Source organism: Paenibacillus sp. JNU01 (genome assembly GCF_059130585.1).
Genome location: NZ_CP169723.1, coordinates 2,726,586 through 2,746,681 on the forward strand (window position 1 = coordinate 2,726,586; position 20,096 = coordinate 2,746,681).

Sequence of the window (20,096 nt, forward strand, 5' to 3'; positions counted from 1 at the left end):
TATAGTTGTTACAACTAAACTTGTCAACCCGTATTCTTTTCTCTCTTTTAAACCTCGTAAAATGAAAAGATTTGTAGTTGGATTTCTATCTTTTATCGTCCTTCAATCCGAATTAGAAAGGCCCTGTCCATCCATAGATGTACAAGGCCTCCTAACTATAAAATGTATCAGCAATGAGCTATCGATGTAGCATGAATAGGTGGTCGTTACACATCATATTGCTTAGATTTTATGCATCCATGAATATTTTTACGTCATGCGATTAGTTGTTCCCTTTTTAAAGACAGTCCATTCGCTCCAACAGATAGGAAAGCTGATGGGTTCTCAATAAGATTCGTACTCGTTACATTTCCAGGTATTCCTGGAGTTATAACACCTGCATTGTATGTGCTTACCCCGAGAGGAAAGAGATAGTTCCTTCCCGCATTGTTATCCCATGTACCGCTACCGTTGTTAAATACCGCTTCCAGTCCCGTAGCAGTCCCTACATCAATGGTAAATTTGTTATATCCGGTGAGCTCGGATGCCGGAATGGCAACGCCTGGCGGTGTCGTCCAATTCCCTCCTGCAGGGCGGTAATGAATATTGGGCTGGGCAAACCCCTGCTTGTAGTAGATGGTTACACTGTTACTTTTCGGAGCATCATCGGTCGTTACGCTTAGCTCAGCACTTGCATCCGATTTGTTCTGTGCTGCATCAAAGGCCCTGACTGTATAAACGTAACTCGTTGATGCCTTCAGGCTATTATCCGTATATGCAGTTGTCGTACTCGTGCCGATTTTGACACCATCACGCAACACTTCATACCCGGTTACGCCTACATGATCGGTTGACGGATTCCAAGCCAATGTTACACGATCAGCCGCTTTTGCAGTCACGGTCAGACCGGTTGGTACGCTTGGAGGTGTTATATCCACTTGAGGCGCTCCTTGTGTAATGACTCCGGAATTATAGGTGCTAACCCCTAATGGAAACTGATAATTTTTTCCTCCATTATTATCCCATGTGCCACTACCATTGTTAAACACAGCCTCCAGCCCCGTCGCTGTACCCACATTGACTGTCATCTTGGTGTATCCGGGCATCTCGGCTGCCATCATTTTCACACCCGGAGCAGTCGTCCATGTCCCCCCTGTTGGACGATAGTGAATATACGGGTTTGGATAGCCCAGTTTATAATATATGGTTACCGCATTACCTTCTTTGGTACGTACCGAAAGAGCCACACTAGCAGGTGAAACGTTGCCTGCTGCATCTATCGCTTTAACCGTATATACGTATTCTGTTGCCGGTGCAAGGGACTCATCCGTATAGTTTAGTTTGGTTGATTCCCCTACCTTTGAACCGTCTCGATAGATTTCATATTTTGCTACTCCGTAATTATCCTCGCTGGCTGACCAGTCAATTGTCACAGCGGATGAGGTAGCATTCTGTACAGCTACATTTGCAGGCGCTGTTGGCGGCTCTGTATCTGCTGCCAACGTTTGGATCTGTACAGTTGAACTGGCGGAAGAGACATTATTCGCCTTGTCTCTCGCCTTTATACTGTATGCATATGATTTCTTAGGCTCAAGACCGATATCCGTATATTCCGTTGTCAGCGAACTTCCAACTTTGACCCCATCCCGATAAATATCATAGCCCTCAACACCCACATTATCAGTGGATGCTTCCCATTGCAGTGTAATGCTGCGATCTGTCACACGTTTTGCATTGACTTCTGTTGGCACTGAAGGCGGTGTCCGATCGACCACCAGGAACGGATGTGTGCCCTGGATTGTTCCATTCGCATCTTCCACAATTTTGCCCGATGTGTCTTTTTTATATTTCCCCATACCCACATATACCGTCTGTATCTCACTGCGCGTAACATTGCCTTTCGCATCGACAGCTTCAATATAATAATCGACCAGTTGATCCTGGAAATCGTTGAAATACGTGTAATACATATCCCCGATCTCCTGAGCAGGTACACGCTTAAACATATCTGTGCTGCTTGGCTGCCAGGCCACACCGTTCATATCCGATTTAAGATCACGTTTCGTCATCGGATATTCTTGCCAGCTACTCACTTTCGTCGGATCGATGTTGGATACCCCTTTGGCCTTGAGCCCAGCAGGATCGTACACACGGAAGGTGTTGTCCTTGGCATCTGCCAGCTTATCCCGATGTGTCCGTACCTTCACCTTAATATCATTCACACCGTTAACATCATAAGCATAGGTATAAATGCCGAACGTATTGTCAAAATAATGAAGTGTCCACCCTTCTGCCTTGCTGACATTGGCGCTTCCAGGATTATATGGATAACGCTGCGGCCACCATATCGATGGTCCGGTACGGTCCTTCGCGAGTTGACTACTTACATAAGGCTTGGAAAAGAAGAGCGACTGATTGAAAGATAACGTCGGCTTTACCCCATCATCCACATTTTCATCATAATAACCAAACCCGGAATCCAGTGCAGGCAGGAGGAAATACCAGCTTAACTCTGCCGGGTTCGCACCTCCCTTATAATTATTAGCAGGATCTCCTTTTACCGGGTAAGCCATCATCCAAGGATTAAGCTGATTGCCCTCATAAGTGATCTCACGGTCTAGTGCCGTCGTTGGCTTCCAATGGTTCGGATTGCTGTCCAGCCAAATCTGTTCAGCTGTCTTGGCATAATTCAGTGCAGCTTGCTCAAGCGCAAAATTACGCTCCAGATAATGGTATCCATATTCAAACGATACGGTCATCCCTTCCTGTACACCATCCAAATTTTTCTTCGGCTCCAGATTAAGGCCTGTAGCCTTGTTGAACGCTTCAAACTGCCCTTTCCAGATTCCAAATGGAAGACGCCAATGATACCATGTCGGATCTGATGAGGAGTCCCGCGTATCGATCCACGAACCGTCTTGAACATGCACTACATCGTCGGCTTTTGGTGTGTTAGTCCGCAAGTATTCATTGATACTCTCTCCCTTCACACCCGGCTGAGCATAAGTCACATTTCCCGCATTGCGCCAAGTATCCTCTGATCCTGCACGTCCTGAAGAATTATCCCCATCATGAGCAATCACGAAGAACTGCTTCTGATCAACCATTCCTTCAAAAGGCTTCAGCGCATCTGCCTTGACTGAACCCTGATACCCTTCTTCCCACGACTCTGCCTGGGCCACAGGGATACCAACAATCTTTTTCTCAGCACCAGTTTCAGGATTCACATGACGCACCCAATGAGGCGTAGAAGCAAATGGATATTTGTTATGAACCACCTGTTTCTCATTGAACATGGGAGAAGATACCCACGAACCCACATTGCTCGTATTCTGCAAATCCGCTCGGTTTGGCGGTGACACCATCGTATCTTTGCCCGGATCGTTCAGTAGCGGATAGTCCTGGAGAGTTCGCGAAAAATGATTATTTCCAATTACGGACCACTCAATGCCGAGTTGATCCAAGACCGGGATAATCCGTTCCGAGAAACCCAGCTCGGTGGGGAAAAAACCTTTGGACGATTTAAAGCTGTCTCCCAGAAAAAAAGGTTGTGCCAGCACAGCATTCTGGTAGATCAAATCCTTTAGCAGATATTCGTTGCCAGCCAATGGCCCCATGGAATGGTGTCCGGAGAAGTGAATGAGATCCATCGTCCGTTCTCCATTCGTTGTTTTGAGGTTATTGTAAGCATTCTTCCATGGTGCACCCCAATCTTTATTGTTGTAACCGTTTACATTATTGGTATACATAAAACTGTTCACATTGTTCAATACCGAACCTGACATGGTTACCTGCATCCCTGCAGCAGGGTGATTGTTCCTCAGGTCACCAGCAACTTGCCACGGCCAGTTCAGATAAGCACCTGTCTTTGCATGGTGACTATAATACGCCACGAGATCATCATGTGGCATAGGCATTCCCCCGGGTAAAAAGTATGGATAACCTGCCGGTGGGTTATTTTTCAGATCGATGACTTGCCCATCATATGTGTAGCGGATTGGGGACCCCACAGGTGCAGAAGCATACTTAGATGTGTCGTAGTAGGCCCAGAAATTGGGCATATGGTTATGATACACATGAGAAGCCGAAATTTCGGCATAAGCCGCTGTATTTTGGGTAGAAATAATCATCGATAATACCAACAGGAATGCGCCGAGCTTGCGCTTAAGATCCATGTTCTTCCTCCCTTATTTGCTCCCCTATGGGAAACAAGAATTCTCGTTATTTGCCTAAGCTCTCTAACCCATTTAACGTTTTAGCATGGTCTGGCTCAAGACACTTTCTAATTTGTATCTATACAACTCCTCCTCCTTCCCTCTACCCTGTTGTTTCGTGTTCTTCTGTGCTGTTTAAATTTAGTGGATTTCGTGCAAACGTTTGTACAAAAGGGGATATCCTAGAGATTTTATTAGGTTACCTGAACTGTAAAACCGCTTTTTTAGCAGGAATAATGTGCCTTTATTATTGCAAACGTTTGCACAAATAATATACTTTCTATTGGAACAAAATGTCAACACTGAAGGTACATGATTTTATACCATCTATATCTTGGAATCGGTAAATTAGAGAACGCAGCTCCCCCTGCCATAATGTCAAAAAAAAAAACACAATCCCAAGCGAATGTCCTTCGCTGGAACTGTGCCTTATCATTGCAATCAATTTTATATTAACAATCCTTATCCGGCACACCCGCATCTTCCTTCGTACGGAAAGAAGATCCACAGCCACAAGTGGCTACCGCGTTCGGATTATGGATGGTGAACCCACCCGTCATACCGGATTCTTCAAAATCAATTTCAAGTCCATTCAGATATTTCAGGTTTTCCTTCTCGACTACAACCTTCATGTTCTGAATATCCATATACAGGTCCTCATCGGACTCTTTATCATCAAAGCCCATGGCGTACGAAAATCCGGTGCAACCGCCCGGTGCTACGCCAAGACGCAGGAACATACCAGGTGTCTCTTGCTGTGCAAGCATCTCTTTCAATCTGTCAGCAGCCGTTTCGCTGATGTTAATCATGCCAGGTCACTCTCCTTTTCATTAACTCTTCTTTAAATTATACTCCACCCCGTCAAGGGTCTCAAGTCATGTTTGCCTCTTTCCGCGTTCCCCCTGTACTCCTTTTTCTTCCCAGTGTATTGAACCCCCGGGACACGAGGTTTATAATGAATAGGTGGTCGCACTGAAATGTCGTTATTTTGTCATGACTTATTCAGACGATGGTCATAATTGGAGTTGTAATTTTTTTCACATTTCGAGACTGCAACGCAGTCCCCAATGCATATATGAGTCAACAGACTCCATTTTTTGAAAAAATTTAGCTTTCATATGCAGCACACGCTGCACCGGGTAAATAAGAGTTAGTCCAACTAAGAAGGCGGCAGTTGACCGCATCTTTTCTATGTAGTTCTGTATGCAGATCCTACACACAACTCAAATCCGGTTAAGAACAGGAGGAAACAATATGTCTACATTGGTAACACCGTTCACAGACAAAAGAATGGCTGAAATCGTCGAGAAAGTGCAGAACGGCGTAAGGCTGAGCGTAGAAGACGGCGTATATCTGTATGAAACAGATGATCTGCTGACTTTGGGCCAGCTGGCCAATGAGGCCAACCTGCGGAAGAATGGCAAGAAAGTATATTTCATCGAGAACATGAGTCTTTACTTTACGAACGTATGCGAAGCCCATTGCGCTTTTTGTAATTTCCGCAAAGACCAGGGTGAAGAAGGCTCTTATACATTATCCGGTCAGGAAATGATCGATTATGTGGAACAGCATATTCATCCGGGCGTACGTGAGTTCCATATCGTAGGCGGACATAACAACCATGTTCCTTTTCAATATTATGTCGATTCCCTGCGCGCTTTAAACGAGAAATATCCGGATGTTACACTGAAAGCTTACACGGCAGCCGAGATTGATTTCTTCACCCGGATTAGCGGACTCAGCATCAGAGAAGTTCTGCAAGAGCTGCAAAAAGCAGGTTTGAAAACATTGACTGGTGGCGGCGCTGAGATTCTGTCCGATGAATATCGCAAAAAAATGCGTGTAGACAAAGCTAACGTGGACCGTTATCTTGAGGTGCACCGCACAGCTCATGAGCTCGGCATGCGTACACATACGACGATGTTGTATGGATCGATCGAATCCTATGAGGATCGCGTTAACCATATGGTGCAGATTCGTGAATTGCAAGACGAGACCAACGGATTTATGGTCTTTATCCCTCTTTCCATGCAGCCAAAAAGTAAAAACGCGAGCATTATGCGTCGTAACTCGGCTTATGAGGATCTCAAAACAATTGCGATTAGCCGTCTGATGCTGGATAACATCGATCATATCAAAGCATACTTCATTAACATCGGCCCACAGCTGACTCAAGTCGCTCTTGGTTTCGGTGCTTCGGATGCACACGGTACGATCGTTCGGGAACGGATTAGTCATGCGGCAGGTGCACTCACACCTGAAGGCCTTACACGTAAAGAGCTTATATGGCTCATTAAGGGTGCAGGGCGTATTCCGGTAGAACGTGATACGTTCTACAATGAAATTCAAGTGTACGAATAAGATATAAATACAAAATACAATCAATATTGCACCCGCACCACTCCAGAACGCAGCTTTCATGATAGGGAGACGTTTGAATTCGAGTGGTGCAAACTGCTGAATAATATCTTTAATTTTCAATGCCTACTTTTCAACTAATCAAATCCTAACAAAAGGAGCAGCTATGTTTTTTGCATAGCTGCTCCACAGTTTACAGCCCCATTTCAGTGGGACTGATGCAGAAAGGAAGCCGAGTCATGAAAAATTTTGTCATTCTTGGAGGCGGTTATGGCGGCCTCACCATCATCAAGGAACTTCTGGAAGGTAAGATTCCATCCGATACACAGATTATTTTGGTGGACCGCAGCCCCTTTCAGGGATTAAAGACCGAATATTACGCACTCGCAGCAGGAACCGTATCCGATTATGACCTGCGTATCCAATTTCCAGTGAACGATAAAGTCACTTACCGTTATGGAGAAGTTACTTCAATTGACTTGGAACAGCGTCAGATTGAATTTGAAGGCCAAGACCCGCTTGAATACGATAAACTTGTTATTGGACTGGGTTGTACAGACCGTTTTCACAACACACCAGGCGCTGAAGACTACAGCTGTACCATTCAGAGCTTTAGCAAAACACGCGAGACTTACCTGCGACTTAATGAAGTCAAAGCCTATGGCAATGTGCACATTGTAGGCGGTGGATTAAGTGGTGTCGAGATGGCAGCCGAACTTCGTGAGAGCAGACCGGATCTGAACATCAGCATTCTGGATCGTGGTGAACGTGTATTATCCGCTTTCCCGCAACGTCTGTCCGTGTATGTACATGAATGGTTTAACGAACATCAGGTAGAGACACGTGGACATATCGCCATTTCGCGTGTTGAGCCCAATGCCATCTATAACCGGGATGAACAGATTCTAACGGATGCTGTCGTCTGGACGGCAGGCATTCAGCCTGTAAAAGTGGTACAGGATCTGGACGTGACCAAAGACCCTCAAGGTCGTGTCGTCCTGAATGAATACTACCAAATCCCGGAATATACCGATGTATATGTGGTTGGTGACTGTGCCAGTGTACCTTATGCACCTAGCGGTCAAGCTGCGGAAGTACAGGGTGAGCAGATCGCCCATATTCAGCATGCCCTCTGGAAAGGCGAAAAGCCCAATCCACATCCACTCAAGCTTCGTGGCACACTGGGTGCACTCGGCAAGAAGTCCGGGTTTGGGCTAATGGGCAAAACGTCCATGATGGGACGTGTACCTCGTATTTTGAAAAGTGGTGTGCTCTGGATGTCCAAGCGCCATCTCGGTTAGTCGAGATCGAGCTCATCCCAGACATCGGATTCGGCAATTTTGGCCAGAATGGCGTTATATAGATCTTCCACTTTGTCCGTGATGACTACCTCACCATTCACCAGTGCAAATGGAGTCATAGAACATTGGCCACAGTTGGTGAGGCAGCCGTATTCAATCACGTCATAGTCTGGATTTTCTTCCAGTTGATCCATGACTTCATCTGTGCCAAAATGCATATTGTTGGCACAAAATTCAATAATCGGTCTCATGTAGGTTCACCTGCTTTGTTTGACCATTTTAATTTATGGCCATTTGTAATATAATATAATAAGGAAAGGAGTTGAAAAATATGAGCGAAAACGCACAAGACACCATGTATGATGAGGTATCTGATGTTCTTGACAAGCTTCGTCCGTTCCTGCAACGCGATGGCGGTGACGTGGAACTGGTTGACGTGGAAGACGGCATCATTAAGCTGAAACTGGTCGGTGCCTGCGGCAGTTGCCCAAGCTCCACCATTACCTTAAAAGCCGGGATTGAACGTGCCCTTCTCGAAGAAGTTGAAGGTGTACAAGAAGTCGTACAAGTATTCTAATCAATCCTTCACGAAATAAACCTCAAGAGCCTTTCGCTTCGCATGAAGCGGAGGGCTCTTTTTTTGTGCGCATATTCAGCCTGTCCATTTCATCTGTCCCCTAGACCAGCACCAACGTCTTCAACGTCCAGTCCTATAACTCACCTTAAGTATCCTCACGCTGTATGGTCGGACGAATCGGATCAAGCCCTCCAGATACATCCATAATGTTACCTGTTATAAAATCGGAATGATCAAGGCATAGATACGTAATTACTCGCGCGATATCTTCACCGCTGCCAGGACGTCCTCTTGGCGTTTCCTCGTCGGTGATACCCGCCATTTCATCAATCGTTTTCTCTTTGTTGGCACCGCGAATATCTCCCGGGCATACCATGTTGACCGTAATTCCATAAGGAGCTTCCTCAACGGCGAGTGTCTTTGTAAAAGAGACCAGACCCACCTTGGCAGCCGCATATACGGCGCGATGTGGCCAAGATCTCGCTTCTCCAGCATGACTGAAGCCAAAATGGATAATACGTCCCCATTGCTTGCGTCTCATCTCTGGCAATACACGCTGATCCAGCAACATCGGTCCCAGCAGATTTCCCTGCACGAGCATCTGGACCTCGGCTTCAGAATAATCCGCAAATAATCGTCGTTCACGGACAAATGGACCCGCGTTATTCACCAAAATATCAATGCTGCCCAGGTTGTCTTCCACCTGTTCAACCAATGAAGAGATATCTTCTACCTTCGATATATCCGCCTGGATAGCAATGCACCGCACACCCTTGGCTGTAATCTGAGCCCTTAAAGCCTCAGCTTCTGCTCTGCTGTGTACATAGTTGAGGGCAATATGACACCCCTGATCTGCCAGACTGAGGGCCGTCATTTTACCAAGACCTTTGGCACTTCCCGTTATGAGGGCAATCTTTCCCTTCACGTTCATCCCCCTCTTCAAAGAGCAGTCACTATCCAGTATAAAAGATTTATCGTCCTCCTACAACTCGCTTATCCACAAGGGATTATCCACCTTTAATTCCAAATATATCTTGATCGGAATCGAATACCTATGGTACTGTCGAGGATATAACCCGAAAGGACCTCTACTTGAATATGAAGAACAAACGATGGATATCATTTCTTACACTTTTAATGGTGAGTGTATTCACAGTCTCTAGTGTCTTACAGGTATCAGCAGAAAGTGAGACGTATCAATCACCCGATGAGTATGATTGGATTATTGGCCCTGCATCTGTAACGCTCGATGGCAAAGCCACACTGAAAGTCCCTGAAAGTCATTCCTTTCTGGATAAGGCCAATACCCAACGCTCAATACTTAACAGCGGTGGAAAGCCTAACGGGAATGAAATCGGAAGCCTAACCAGCAATAGTGAATACGGCTCGTGGTATGTTGTATTTGAATACGTGAAGACAGGTCATATTCATGATGATGATCAAAATTTGAATGGCGAAGAACTGTTAAGCAGTTATATCCGAGGCACAGAAGAAGAGAACAGAGAGCTCGATCCCGAATACAGAACGTACATAACAGGTTGGGAAATCGAACCGGCATACGATAAGACCAAACATCAGTTGGTCTACTCCCTAGGTTTCAAGAATGCTGATCAGCAAGCCATGGTGAATTACAATGTAAAACTCCTGACACGCGAAGGGTACATCACAGCCATTCTGGTTATCGATACGGCCAACTTTCAACAGAGCAGCCAGGCATTCGAGGAAACCGTCCTTAATCAACTTCACATCAATGCAGGACATACCTACGAGGAATATAATGCATCGACTGACAAAACTTCGACCATAGGGCTCAACAGCCTTCTGATGGGCGGAATCGGGTATACGGCGTCCCAAAAATTTAGCGCTTTTCTTTTGCTCAAAAAAGGATGGGCCTTAATCTTGGTTGTCGTTCTTGGACTAATCGGCTGGATCAGATACAAAATCAAAAGTTCACACGGAGATGAAGAAAAACTCTCTCCCTCCGAGCGGACGTACCTGCAAGAAGCAGATGAACAGCAGCATGCTGATCAGAATGAATTATCCTACTACCGCCAATCTGGACATCACTCCAATGCTGATACATCAGAGAAACTTTGACCTATGTTGTGACTTATGTTGATCCATGCTTCAGCACAGACTTGAGGAGTGGCTGTTCAAAAATTGCACCTCGCTACAAGCGCTAATAAGCAAAAAGAGGATGTCCTTCCGTCATATTCATGACTTATGGGACATCCTCTTCTTATCAGCTCACGTCAACTCATACATATCGTTAAATTATTCAGTTGCTGGTTCAACTGCACCTTTATAACGCTCTTTGATGAATGTTTTTACTTCTTCGGAGTGCAGTGCAGCAGCTAATTTCTGAATTGCATCTGAATCCTTGTTGTCTTCACGGGCAACGAGGATATTTGCATATGGGTTACCTTGCAGATCTTCGATCAGCAATGCATCATTTGCCGGATTCAGGTTCGCTTCAAGCGCATAGTTGGCGTTGATGAATACCAGATCCGCTTCATCCAATTGGCGAGGCATCATGGCTGCATCCAGCTCGATGATATCCAGGTTCTTCGGATTGGCTGTGATATCCTGAATCGTAGATGTGATATTTGTATTGTCTTTCAGCGTAATAATGCCTTCCTTCGCGAGCAACAACAGTGCACGTCCACCATTGGATGGGTCATTTGGAATGGCTACTTTTGCGCCATCAGCTAATTCATCCAAAGATTTAATCTTTTTGGAATATCCGCCAAAAGGTTCAACATGAACAGGTGTTACAGCAACGAGGTTGAATCCACGTTCTTTATTCTCTGTGTCCAAGTAAGGCTGGTGCTGGAAGAAGTTTGCATCCAATTTTTTATCAGCAAGCTGCTGGTTGGGTTGTACATAGTCATTGAACGTAACGACTTGCAGACGAATGCCTTGTGCTTCCAGTTCAGGTTTGATGCTTTCCAGAATCTCTGCGTGTGGTGTAGGTGAAGCTCCCACTTTCAATTCAACCGTGCGTGGTGCACCTGCTGAATTGTCTGCGCCGCTATCGGCATCCTTGTTGTTTCCGCAAGCTGCGAGAACCGCAATCAGCATAAGACTAAGTAGAGCGAATGACCATTTTTTCATGTGTAAAACCCCTTCTCTAATCATTTTTTCATGTGGCGTTTGAATGACTGCACAGCCAACATGTTATCTATGTGTTATTTCCTGGTGAAAAATGTAACTAAGCGATCTCCAGCCATCTGGAGAATTTGCACGAGAATAATCATCGACACTACGGATATGATCATGATTTCATTTTGATAACGGAAATATCCGTAGTTAATAGCCAGTGTTCCCAGACCACCACCACCAACCATGCCCGCCATCGCCGTATAGGAGACAAGCGTAACGATGGTAATGGTTATCCCAGCAACCAGACCAGGTAACGCCTCAGGCAGCAATACCCGTCTTACAATCTGTCCGGTGGATGCCCCCATTGACTGCGCCGCTTCAATTACACCACGGTCAACTTCTCGCAACGTTGTCTCCACCAATCGAGCAAAGTAAGGCGCTGCTGAAATAACCAAAGGAGGTATGACGCCAAGAACCCCCGTAGCTGTACCGACGAGTATACGAGTGAATGGAATAAGAGCAACAATCAATATGATAAATGGGACCGAGCGCAAAATATTAACAATCAGGGATAGTATAGTGTAGACTGTCCGTGACTTCATTGAAGCAGATCGGGCTGTCATGAACAGCAGAACTCCGAGCGGTAAACCCAAGATAACGGTGAACAGGCCTGATACACCCAAAATCTGCAGTGTCTCTATGGAAGCTTTACCAACCTCTTCCCAACGAACTGTTGAAAAATCCATCTAACGAAGCACCTCCACATCAAGTCCCTCAGCGGTCAATTCGGATATCGTTCGATCAATCGCATTGGAATCACCTTCGAACCGAACGGTCAGTTGTCCATAAGGAACCTGTTTGATCGTAGAGATCGTTCCTTGCAGGATGGCAAAATCCACACCCGTCTTACGAACCGTTCTGGACAAAATCGCTTCATATGTTTTGTTCCCCAGAAAGGATATCTTCACAAGTTTCGAAGCAACACCTGCCTGCAATTCAATGCCTGCATTCGCCAGAGCGGTCTCTTCCAGAGCCAGTCCAGCTTCATGGTCACGCATCATGAAGTCCCGCGTAATCGCATGTTGCGGCTTCAGGAACACCTCGGTTACAGGTCCCTGTTCCACAATGCCACCTTGATGAATGACAGCCACCTTATCACAGATGTTCTGAATGACATGCATCTCATGTGTAATCAGCACAATGGTAAGGTTGTACTTTTCGTTAATGTCGAGCAATAACTTCAGAATTGAATTTGTCGTCTGCGGATCAAGCGCTGAAGTAGCCTCATCACAGAGAAGTACATTCGGATCACTCGCAAGTGCTCTCGCAATCCCCACACGTTGTTTCTGTCCACCTGATAATTGAGCTGGATATTTGTTGCTATGGTTCTCCAGACCAACGAGATTGAGCATTTCCTTCACTTTGCGATCAACGGCATCCTTGGGTGTATTCACAAGCTTTAGTGGAAAAGCCACATTATCATATACCGTTGCAGAGGATAACAGATTGAAGTGTTGGAAAATCATCCCGATCTTGCGTCTCTGTTGCTGCAATTCGGTTTTGCTCAGTTCAGTCAGATTGATCCCGTCAACCCATACTTCACCCTCCGTAGGCCGCTCTAGCAAATTAATACAGCGAATCAGTGTACTTTTACCCGCTCCGGAATGGCCAATAACGCCGTAGATTTCACCCTTTTGGATGTTCAAATTCAGCTCGGATAACGCTGTTGTAGACTTTTTTCCTTTGCCGTACGTTTTGGTTAAACCTTTTAATTCAATCAATCGCACTTGCCCCTTTCCAACCACCTACATGTATCTTTACCCGATCTAAAGGAAAACTCCCCTTAAAATACAAAAAAGAGCCCTTTGCAGAAACAAAGAGGGCTCTTCACGTGAAAGAATGTACCTTCTCATCTGCCAAAATCGTGCCTTGCACCATTTTGTAGGAATTAGCACCTAACATCTATAACGAATGATACATGTATCATGTCATTACAAATCGGTTGCCGGGCTTCATCGGGCCTGTCCCTCCGCCGCTCTCGATAAGAAATATGTTATTGTAGGATTTTATAAGTTCATGTAGTTCATACTTTATAATGTGAATGTAAATTTTGAGATGATCTGTTCATTCTCTGTCATTGCAACACTCTAATTGAAACTCAGTATATTCCAAGTATTCCGATTTGTCAAAGGGAATTATTTCTTTGCCATATTTTATTGATATAACGATAAGAGGCTGTTAACGTTTCACAGACCATATCCACGCCCTGACGCATTTCCTGCACATGCTGATTCAGATCCTCCAGCTTCACCTTACCTTGCAAGGTCTGGTGTAACTGCCACAAGTCATCGTGCATTTCCGAGTTCATGTAGTGAATTTCCATATTACGTCGTTTGCGCAGCTTGCTCATCGGCTCCCGATATGAGTCCTTGATCTGAATTAATTTCAATGCAAGATCATGATGTTCCCTCGCAAAATCGAACTGCCTTAACACCGTAAAATAAGAAAAATGCGCTTTTGTATTTGAAGTATTCAGCTGGAATATTTCATTCAATACGGTCCCGACTTTATCCAAAATGGCAAAGCAGCGGATGAAGCCATCTTTGTAGAAATACACATATCGGGCATACTCGGCTTTTTCAGTCGGTGTCATGTCGTCCGTTGAGCCTGCAACGACCTTTTTGCGAAAATGAGCTGCAGCGAAGCTGCTTTGCTCCAGTTCATCCAGTGAGGAGATGAGTCCCTGAGTCCACACATACAGTTTCCGATAGTCATGCGTGGGATCATGATCCACATGCATTTGCCGCTGAAAGAGCTCAAGTGTATGCGCCATGGAGTCCATCGCTTCCTTCAATTTACCTTCGTTTATACGCGGTTTTTCCCCCAACAACGTTCGCAGCATATTTAACCTCCTCTTTTCCGAATCAACATTTCATCACCGTAACACTTCATCCATTCCGTGTAATTGCTGCTTGCCATAGGTTGCCCTGATCCCCCTCACATCAAACAAAGTCCACCTGTCCAATGATGTACATCACTGGATGGTGGACTTTCATATTAGGCCGAGTACCTTCAAGAGAACTGTATCTGTATCTAGAACCGATTAACCGGTCGATGCAGCTTGTACACCAGGAAACTCATATACGTTAAAACTCCGAACAATATGGCGATATCCAGCATATGAGCGAGAGCTACGAACATGTATACTTCCGGACGGTTCATTGTCACCATCATGAAAATACCAATCACGACTTGCATCAGGATGAGAACAACGGATACCACGCCAAGGGTACGCATTTCCTTGTTGTCCGGATGATTACGGTAAGCGAAATGACCCAGAATTGCAATAACAATAACGAGCGACGCTGCTGCTGCACGGTGAGCAAAAGCAACCGCTACCCCTCCTGAAAGCTCAGGGATAATCTGCCCGTTACAGAGCGGAAATCCGGAACATCCGCCAGCAGAATTCGTGTGGCTCACAAATGCACCCGTGTATACCACGAGATATGTGTAAATGGTGGAGAACCAGACCAGATTCCTGAATTTTTTGCTCACCCGAGGGTATTTATTCAGGCGCTCCAATCCGCCATCTTTTGCCTCCTGCCTTATGCCCAGCGCCATCATCAGGGAACTGGCAAAAGCAATCAGTGCAAAGCCGAAATGCAGTGCCATGACTGCTGAAGATTGGGAAAAGACAACGGCAAAAGCCCCCATGATCCCCTGCACGATAACAAATACCAGGGTTAAGAAAGAGAACAATTGCAGGTCACGACGTGACTTGCCAAACAGCAGAAAAGCAACAAACGAGGCAATGGACAACAATCCAGCCAGTGCGCTTACAGCGCGATGGGAATATTCAATAAGTGAAGCCACAGTATGTGCCGGAACGAGTTTCCCGTTACATAAAGGCCATTCCGTTCCGCAGCCAAGGCCCGATTCCGTTTTGGTTACGATGCCTCCACCAAAAGTGGCCAGAAACATGACAAGACAGGTTAATACGGTTAACCATTTAAATAAAGTTAAGTGTTTCAATTTTTTCTCACCCGCTGTTGGTTTAAGATGGCGAAGAATATCCTTCGCTTGTTTCGATACTTTGACACTTATTTCACAACTAAATTCATTATACCGGATAAAATGTTCATTGACGTCCGCGCTTTGTGACAAAATGTTAACGTCTGATGAAATAATGACCCATAGGTCACTGGGGATATGTACATCAAATTTCTAACATAGAAACATGTCGAACACACAAACGCCATTTCCCTATTTCAAGAGAAATGGCGTTTCATCTAGTATACCCTTTTACAGCATGAACCTGTCATACTTTTATATAAGTTCAATGAAACATTTACACAATAACAGCGATCAAAAGGTTATTCTGTCATCGGAGTGTTTGTGTAGATATTCATCATTTGAACGTATATAACATTATTTATGGATCGTGTTGTACACTTCAACTGCGCGATCCAGGAACTGCTCAATCTCTTCTCTCGACTTGCGCAGCTTGTTCACGTACCGTACGAGTTCGCGCCCATCTGTATACGCCACAAAGCTCGGAATGCCAAGAATATTCTGCTCTTCACTAACCGTCCCAACCTGATCCACGTCGACCTCAATCAATGTCAGTTCACGTGCATATTTCTCTTCAACCTCAGGCATAAACGGATCGATGTATTTGCAGTCACCACACCAGTCTGCCTTGAATACGGCAATTGTCAAACGTGGGGATTGGATAGCTACATCAAAAGCCGGTTTGGAAGTAATCTGTTCCATTCGGTTCATCTCCCTTTCTGTACCTTGTCTTATCCTAAGTGAAGCAAATTGGCGAGTGGAAGTCAAATAATCAGTGCATACTTAGAATAAACCACATGGTCTGTGAATTTAAACCCAGAACATCATGAAAGGATGTCACATCATGACTTCCACCAGAACCGATTCTTCCAGCGAACAGCATCACGGATCCCTCTTGCAGATGGTCCGTTCCATTCCGGGTGCTGCCCGGGAAATCTGGCGTGGCAAACAGGCTGCATGGCAAGCCTCAGCACAGCTTCGTCATCCATTGCGTGACATCGAGTGGGATACCGATACGGCAGCTGCCCTACAGTCTGAGGTAGAGCGTCTGTTACCTGCCAGCAGCAAGTCTTTTGCACGCACGGACCAGGTTCAAAGCGCACTCGTCTGTGAAGAAGATTGCATCATTCTGGAAGAGATAAAGACACTGACCCAGGAGCATAACCGAAGTAATGTTACCCGCACGTCAGCCTATCTGGAATGTTATGAGCAATACCCTGAACTGCATTGGGCTCTGCTGGCCCATATGGTCTCTCGCAACGGTGGATATCATATGACAGATCTTCAGAGTGACTTAATGCATAATCTGCAGAATCAGAGCGATCGCGAGCATATGTATCGGCTGCTGGAGCGATGCAATGCACTCATTTTCCAGGATGCATATCCCCAGCTACAGCTGTATATGAACAGTCGCCGGATTGGACGAAGCTGTTTCCATCTCTTGTCACACTTTCACGTATCTGCGTTTATGATGCCGTTTTGGGAACGCTTTTGGCTGGAACGGTGCAGTTCACTGCTTAGTGTGGCATTAATTATTAATGAGCAGAACTATATCGAGAGCCGTGTGGTGCAGCATCCTTATTTTCAAAAAGAAGTACTCTCCAAACCTGCATTCCATCTGCATAATTTGGCGGGGCTTAATCATATTATCTTTCCTCTTGGTCGGGGAGCAGGCCTCGCAGGACGCGTCATTGAACATTTTGGCAAGTTGGATGAGCGGATCATGTTTGGCAAAGGCCTATATGCTCTGTTATTTGGGGTGGAGCAAGTCCACACACAAGTGTTGGCGTTCGCACGTTCGGTTCCCCATCGTGGATCACGGGCCGAATATTGGCCTGGCCTGTTTACCCATCGTGAAGAAGAGGCAGGTGATCATACATTATACGCGCAAGCGCTACTTGATGAAGAATGGCTTCCAGAAGGGCAACGATTATATAGTCCGGAACTGCTATCCGTATGGGGCGACACGCCTTATGAACCGATTACCAGACAAGACTGGCTTCAGACTCGGGATTGTCTCGGTTATCTAACAGCACCGCGCCGGCCATGGCTGTTTGAGATGAGTCACGAACATCGGTATGGGATGTTGAAAACAGCACTGGCTCATGATGCGAAAGCCATCACACACTAATGCTGAAGATCATATGGAGCAGGTAAAGCCGGATGATGTGAATTTCCCAATGTATCGCTAATTCTCGCTTGCTGGGCTAATATTCAACGCAGTCACGCAGCTCGCCTTTGCGATACAAAAAGCCCTGTCCGCTTAACAGCAGACAGAGCTTTTATCCATGAACTTTTATCATTTATCCGATGTTCACAACATATTGGAGCTTGAATGATGCTCCGTGTATTCTTAACCTCTTTGCCCGGCTCCACGTTGAAGACGCATAAGTGGACGGAGAATTTTTTGCAGAATACGGGGGTAACTGCCCAGCTCGTCCTTGCGTAATACACGCAGCACAACCATGAGAACCAGATACACCACCACAACAAGCACACCAACCACAAGGCAGGTAAGCAAGAAGGATACACGCGCTGGCAGGAACAGTCCAAAGATCGTATTCCCAATCCAGTTCGTTGCAAATCCTACACCTGCTGCAAGCAACACTGTAATGATAAAACCTTTCCAACGATCTCCCATGATGGAGAAATCAACGATTTTGCGAAGGACCCGCAGATTCAGGTACGTGATTACCAGGAAACAAAGGGCCGTTGCAATAATGATGCCGTAAATGCCAAAGATCGGCGCCAGAATCAGACTTGCGATCAGTTTGACTACAACACCTGCTGCCACACTAATCATCGTAATCCGCGGTTTCCCTACCCCAAGCAAAATGGAGTTGGTGGTCATCATCGTAATCTGGAAAATAGTACCGAATGTCAGCAAGGCAATAATCGGCGTTCCATCCAGATTGGTAAACAGCAATCCGTTGACCGAATACGCTGCTGCACAAAGTGCAATGACAATCGGCATACCTGTTAGAATCGAAATACGCATCGCAAGTGTAACCTGACTCTTCAGATGCGCTTCATCCTTGCGGGCAAATGCTGCCGAGATAACAGGCACCAACGATTGACTTAAAGCGATCGCCAGAATCGGAGGGATACCCGCAATACTTTGGGCCTTAGCTCCCAAGATCGCCAGAACGCCTGTCGCTTCTTCTAGTCCAATCTGGCCACTGAGCAGCGGAACCACAAGGGATGAATCGATGAAGTTAATGGCTGGAACTGCAAGTGAGGACAGCACAATGGGTATAGACAGCTTGAAGATATCGCTGTAGATACCTCGCATCGGTAGCTGCTTTGCAGGCTCGTAATTCAATTGGGCCGCACGGTCGCTACGACGCAGCTTCAAGGTGAAGTACAGCATGACACCAAAGGCACCCACACTTCCTAATACCCCACCAAATGAGGCACCCGCAGCAATCGTTTGATCATCATAATTCCATTGCAGCATGACATAAGCCACGATAATAGCTGTACCTACACGGGCGAACTGTTCCACAATCTGCGAAATACCACCCGCTGTCATGTTCCCTCTTCCCTGGAAATATCCACGCATCATTGCAATGGCCGGGAACAGCAGCAAGGCTGGAGCCAAGGCGCGAATGGCGCTGACCGATGCCGGTACTTTGGAGACATACGTGGCATAATAAGGTGCAGCGAACCACAATAAAGCAGACATGACTACCCCGGCGACAGCCGCAAAGATCAGGGCTGCACGGTAGATCTGTTGGGCTTCACCCGCGCGTCCGAGTGCATAGCGTTCCGATACCATTTTGCTAAGTGTACTCGGTATGCCCGCCGTTGCTACAGTTAACAGCATTAAATATACCGTATTGGAGATGGTGAACGATGCGTTACCGACATCTCCGAGGATATGCTCCAGCGGCACCCGTTGAACCAACCCGAGTACTCTCGCGATTAGCGCAGCGGCTGCCAGTATGAGCGTACCCCTAATGAATGTTTCTTTCTTAGACAAACGAATTCCCCTTCTTTCCTCCACACCGGACGTGCATCCCGTTGAAGCTAATCCTGAACGTTTAGGCGAATCTTACCACCCAGATAATAAAGAGAACAATCATGACGATTTGCAAAATAATTTTCATCACAGTACTCGTAAATAGTCCCACGACGGAACCAAATCCAACTTTCGATGCTTTGGAAGGTGAAGACCCACCGATCAATTCCCCAATAAAAGCCCCGATAAATGGTCCCAACACCAGTCCGAATGCCGGAATGACAAATGGGCCAATGATAACACCAATGGTACTCAGCGTGGTCGATAACTTGGAGCCACCGAACTTCTTCACACCCCATGCGCTGACGACATAATCAGCCACAAACAACACAACCACAATCAGAATCTGGATGATCCAGAACCATACACCGAACGGATCAAAACTGAAGAACCAGCCGTAGACCAGAAACGCGAAGAAAATCGCTACAGCACCAGGCAGTATGGGATATACCGTTCCAGCCATCCCCACTGCA

The 20,096-nt window shown here is 46.0% G+C and carries 17 protein-coding genes and 1 riboswitch; of the genes, 5 read left to right on the top strand and 12 right to left on the bottom strand.

The features are described 5' to 3' along the window. Nucleotides 1–254 precede the first annotated feature (254 nt). Together NLBNIHML_RS11825 and NLBNIHML_RS11830 are read right to left on the bottom strand one after the other, a co-directional pair. Nucleotides 255–4,154, bottom strand: a complete 3,900-nt coding sequence (locus NLBNIHML_RS11825) for a carbohydrate binding domain-containing protein (RefSeq protein ID WP_494354435.1) — start codon at nucleotides 4,152–4,154, stop codon at nucleotides 255–257. Nucleotides 4,155–4,645: 491 nt separating this feature from the next. Continuing rightward, complete coding sequence (locus NLBNIHML_RS11830; RefSeq protein ID WP_062837974.1) at nucleotides 4,646–5,002, bottom strand: HesB/IscA family protein; 357 nt, start codon at nucleotides 5,000–5,002, stop codon at nucleotides 4,646–4,648. A 445-nt stretch (nucleotides 5,003–5,447) separates the two neighbouring features. Between NLBNIHML_RS11830 and mqnE the strand changes: the two genes are divergently transcribed. Next, nucleotides 5,448–6,554: an aminofutalosine synthase MqnE gene (mqnE, locus tag NLBNIHML_RS11835; protein ID WP_091020813.1), complete on the top strand. Its 1,107-nt coding sequence runs from the start codon at nucleotides 5,448–5,450 to the stop codon at nucleotides 6,552–6,554. A gap of 236 nt (nucleotides 6,555–6,790) precedes the next feature. Continuing rightward, nucleotides 6,791–7,852: an NAD(P)/FAD-dependent oxidoreductase gene (locus NLBNIHML_RS11840; protein WP_253440680.1), complete on the top strand. Its 1,062-nt coding sequence runs from the start codon at nucleotides 6,791–6,793 to the stop codon at nucleotides 7,850–7,852. Here NLBNIHML_RS11840 and NLBNIHML_RS11845 read toward each other — a convergent pair. After that, nucleotides 7,849–8,103: a YuzB family protein gene (locus NLBNIHML_RS11845; RefSeq protein WP_494354436.1), complete on the bottom strand. Its 255-nt coding sequence runs from the start codon at nucleotides 8,101–8,103 to the stop codon at nucleotides 7,849–7,851. The genes NLBNIHML_RS11840 and NLBNIHML_RS11845 overlap by 4 nt on opposite strands. 80 nt (nucleotides 8,104–8,183) lie before the next feature. Here NLBNIHML_RS11845 and NLBNIHML_RS11850 point away from each other — a divergent pair, with 80 nt between their 5' ends. Then, the gene (locus NLBNIHML_RS11850) at nucleotides 8,184–8,429 is read left to right on the top strand and encodes a NifU family protein (RefSeq protein WP_062837977.1); all 246 of its coding nucleotides are present in this window, start codon (nucleotides 8,184–8,186) and stop codon (nucleotides 8,427–8,429) included. Between the two features lie 145 nt (nucleotides 8,430–8,574). Here NLBNIHML_RS11850 and NLBNIHML_RS11855 read toward each other — a convergent pair whose 3' ends face one another. Then, nucleotides 8,575–9,354: an SDR family oxidoreductase gene (locus tag NLBNIHML_RS11855; protein WP_339237523.1), complete on the bottom strand. Its 780-nt coding sequence runs from the start codon at nucleotides 9,352–9,354 to the stop codon at nucleotides 8,575–8,577. 173 nt (nucleotides 9,355–9,527) lie between these two features. Between NLBNIHML_RS11855 and NLBNIHML_RS11860 the strand changes: the two genes are divergently transcribed. After that, entirely contained in the window at nucleotides 9,528–10,526 is a 999-nt protein-coding gene (locus NLBNIHML_RS11860; protein WP_494354437.1) for a DUF2167 domain-containing protein, read from the top strand. Nucleotides 10,527–10,703: 177 nt separating this feature from the next. On the opposite strand, the gene NLBNIHML_RS11865 is transcribed toward NLBNIHML_RS11860, so the two are convergent. From NLBNIHML_RS11865 to NLBNIHML_RS11890, 6 genes are all read right to left on the bottom strand, one after another. Next, complete coding sequence (locus tag NLBNIHML_RS11865) at nucleotides 10,704–11,543, bottom strand: MetQ/NlpA family ABC transporter substrate-binding protein (RefSeq protein WP_278298359.1); 840 nt, start codon at nucleotides 11,541–11,543, stop codon at nucleotides 10,704–10,706. 74 nt (nucleotides 11,544–11,617) lie between these two features. Next, entirely contained in the window at nucleotides 11,618–12,277 is a 660-nt protein-coding gene (locus NLBNIHML_RS11870) for a methionine ABC transporter permease (RefSeq protein ID WP_494354438.1), read from the bottom strand. Beyond that, nucleotides 12,278–13,312 carry a methionine ABC transporter ATP-binding protein gene (locus NLBNIHML_RS11875; RefSeq protein WP_494354439.1) on the bottom strand — a complete coding sequence of 345 codons (1,035 nt, stop codon included), beginning with the start codon at nucleotides 13,310–13,312 and terminating at the stop codon, nucleotides 12,278–12,280. A 125-nt stretch (nucleotides 13,313–13,437) separates the two neighbouring features. Continuing rightward, a riboswitch (SAM riboswitch) is annotated at nucleotides 13,438–13,579 on the bottom strand. 137 nt (nucleotides 13,580–13,716) lie between these two features. Beyond that, nucleotides 13,717–14,433 (bottom strand): Cthe_2314 family HEPN domain-containing protein, encoded by a 717-nt coding sequence (locus NLBNIHML_RS11880; RefSeq protein ID WP_339237532.1) that lies wholly within the window; start codon nucleotides 14,431–14,433, stop codon nucleotides 13,717–13,719. 191 nt (nucleotides 14,434–14,624) lie between these two features. Then, a complete protein-coding gene (locus tag NLBNIHML_RS11885) occupies nucleotides 14,625–15,563 on the bottom strand; it encodes a COX15/CtaA family protein (protein ID WP_339237535.1) in 939 nt (312 codons plus the stop codon). A gap of 396 nt (nucleotides 15,564–15,959) precedes the next feature. Continuing rightward, a complete protein-coding gene (locus tag NLBNIHML_RS11890) occupies nucleotides 15,960–16,304 on the bottom strand; it encodes a thioredoxin family protein (RefSeq protein WP_017692403.1) in 345 nt (114 codons plus the stop codon). 142 nt (nucleotides 16,305–16,446) lie between these two features. Here NLBNIHML_RS11890 and NLBNIHML_RS11895 point away from each other — a divergent pair, with 142 nt between their 5' ends. Beyond that, nucleotides 16,447–17,733: a DUF2515 family protein gene (locus NLBNIHML_RS11895; RefSeq protein WP_494354440.1), complete on the top strand. Its 1,287-nt coding sequence runs from the start codon at nucleotides 16,447–16,449 to the stop codon at nucleotides 17,731–17,733. Between the two features lie 222 nt (nucleotides 17,734–17,955). Here the strand turns inward: NLBNIHML_RS11895 and NLBNIHML_RS11900 are convergent, their stop codons facing one another. Together NLBNIHML_RS11900 and NLBNIHML_RS11905 are read right to left on the bottom strand one after the other, a co-directional pair. Next, on the bottom strand, nucleotides 17,956–19,584 hold the full coding sequence (locus tag NLBNIHML_RS11900) for a putative polysaccharide biosynthesis protein (protein ID WP_339305765.1): 1,629 nt from the start codon (nucleotides 19,582–19,584) through the stop codon (nucleotides 17,956–17,958). A gap of 61 nt (nucleotides 19,585–19,645) precedes the next feature. Continuing rightward, nucleotides 19,646–20,086: a DUF456 domain-containing protein gene (locus NLBNIHML_RS11905; protein WP_047841365.1), complete on the bottom strand. Its 441-nt coding sequence runs from the start codon at nucleotides 20,084–20,086 to the stop codon at nucleotides 19,646–19,648. Nucleotides 20,087–20,096 lie beyond the last annotated feature (10 nt).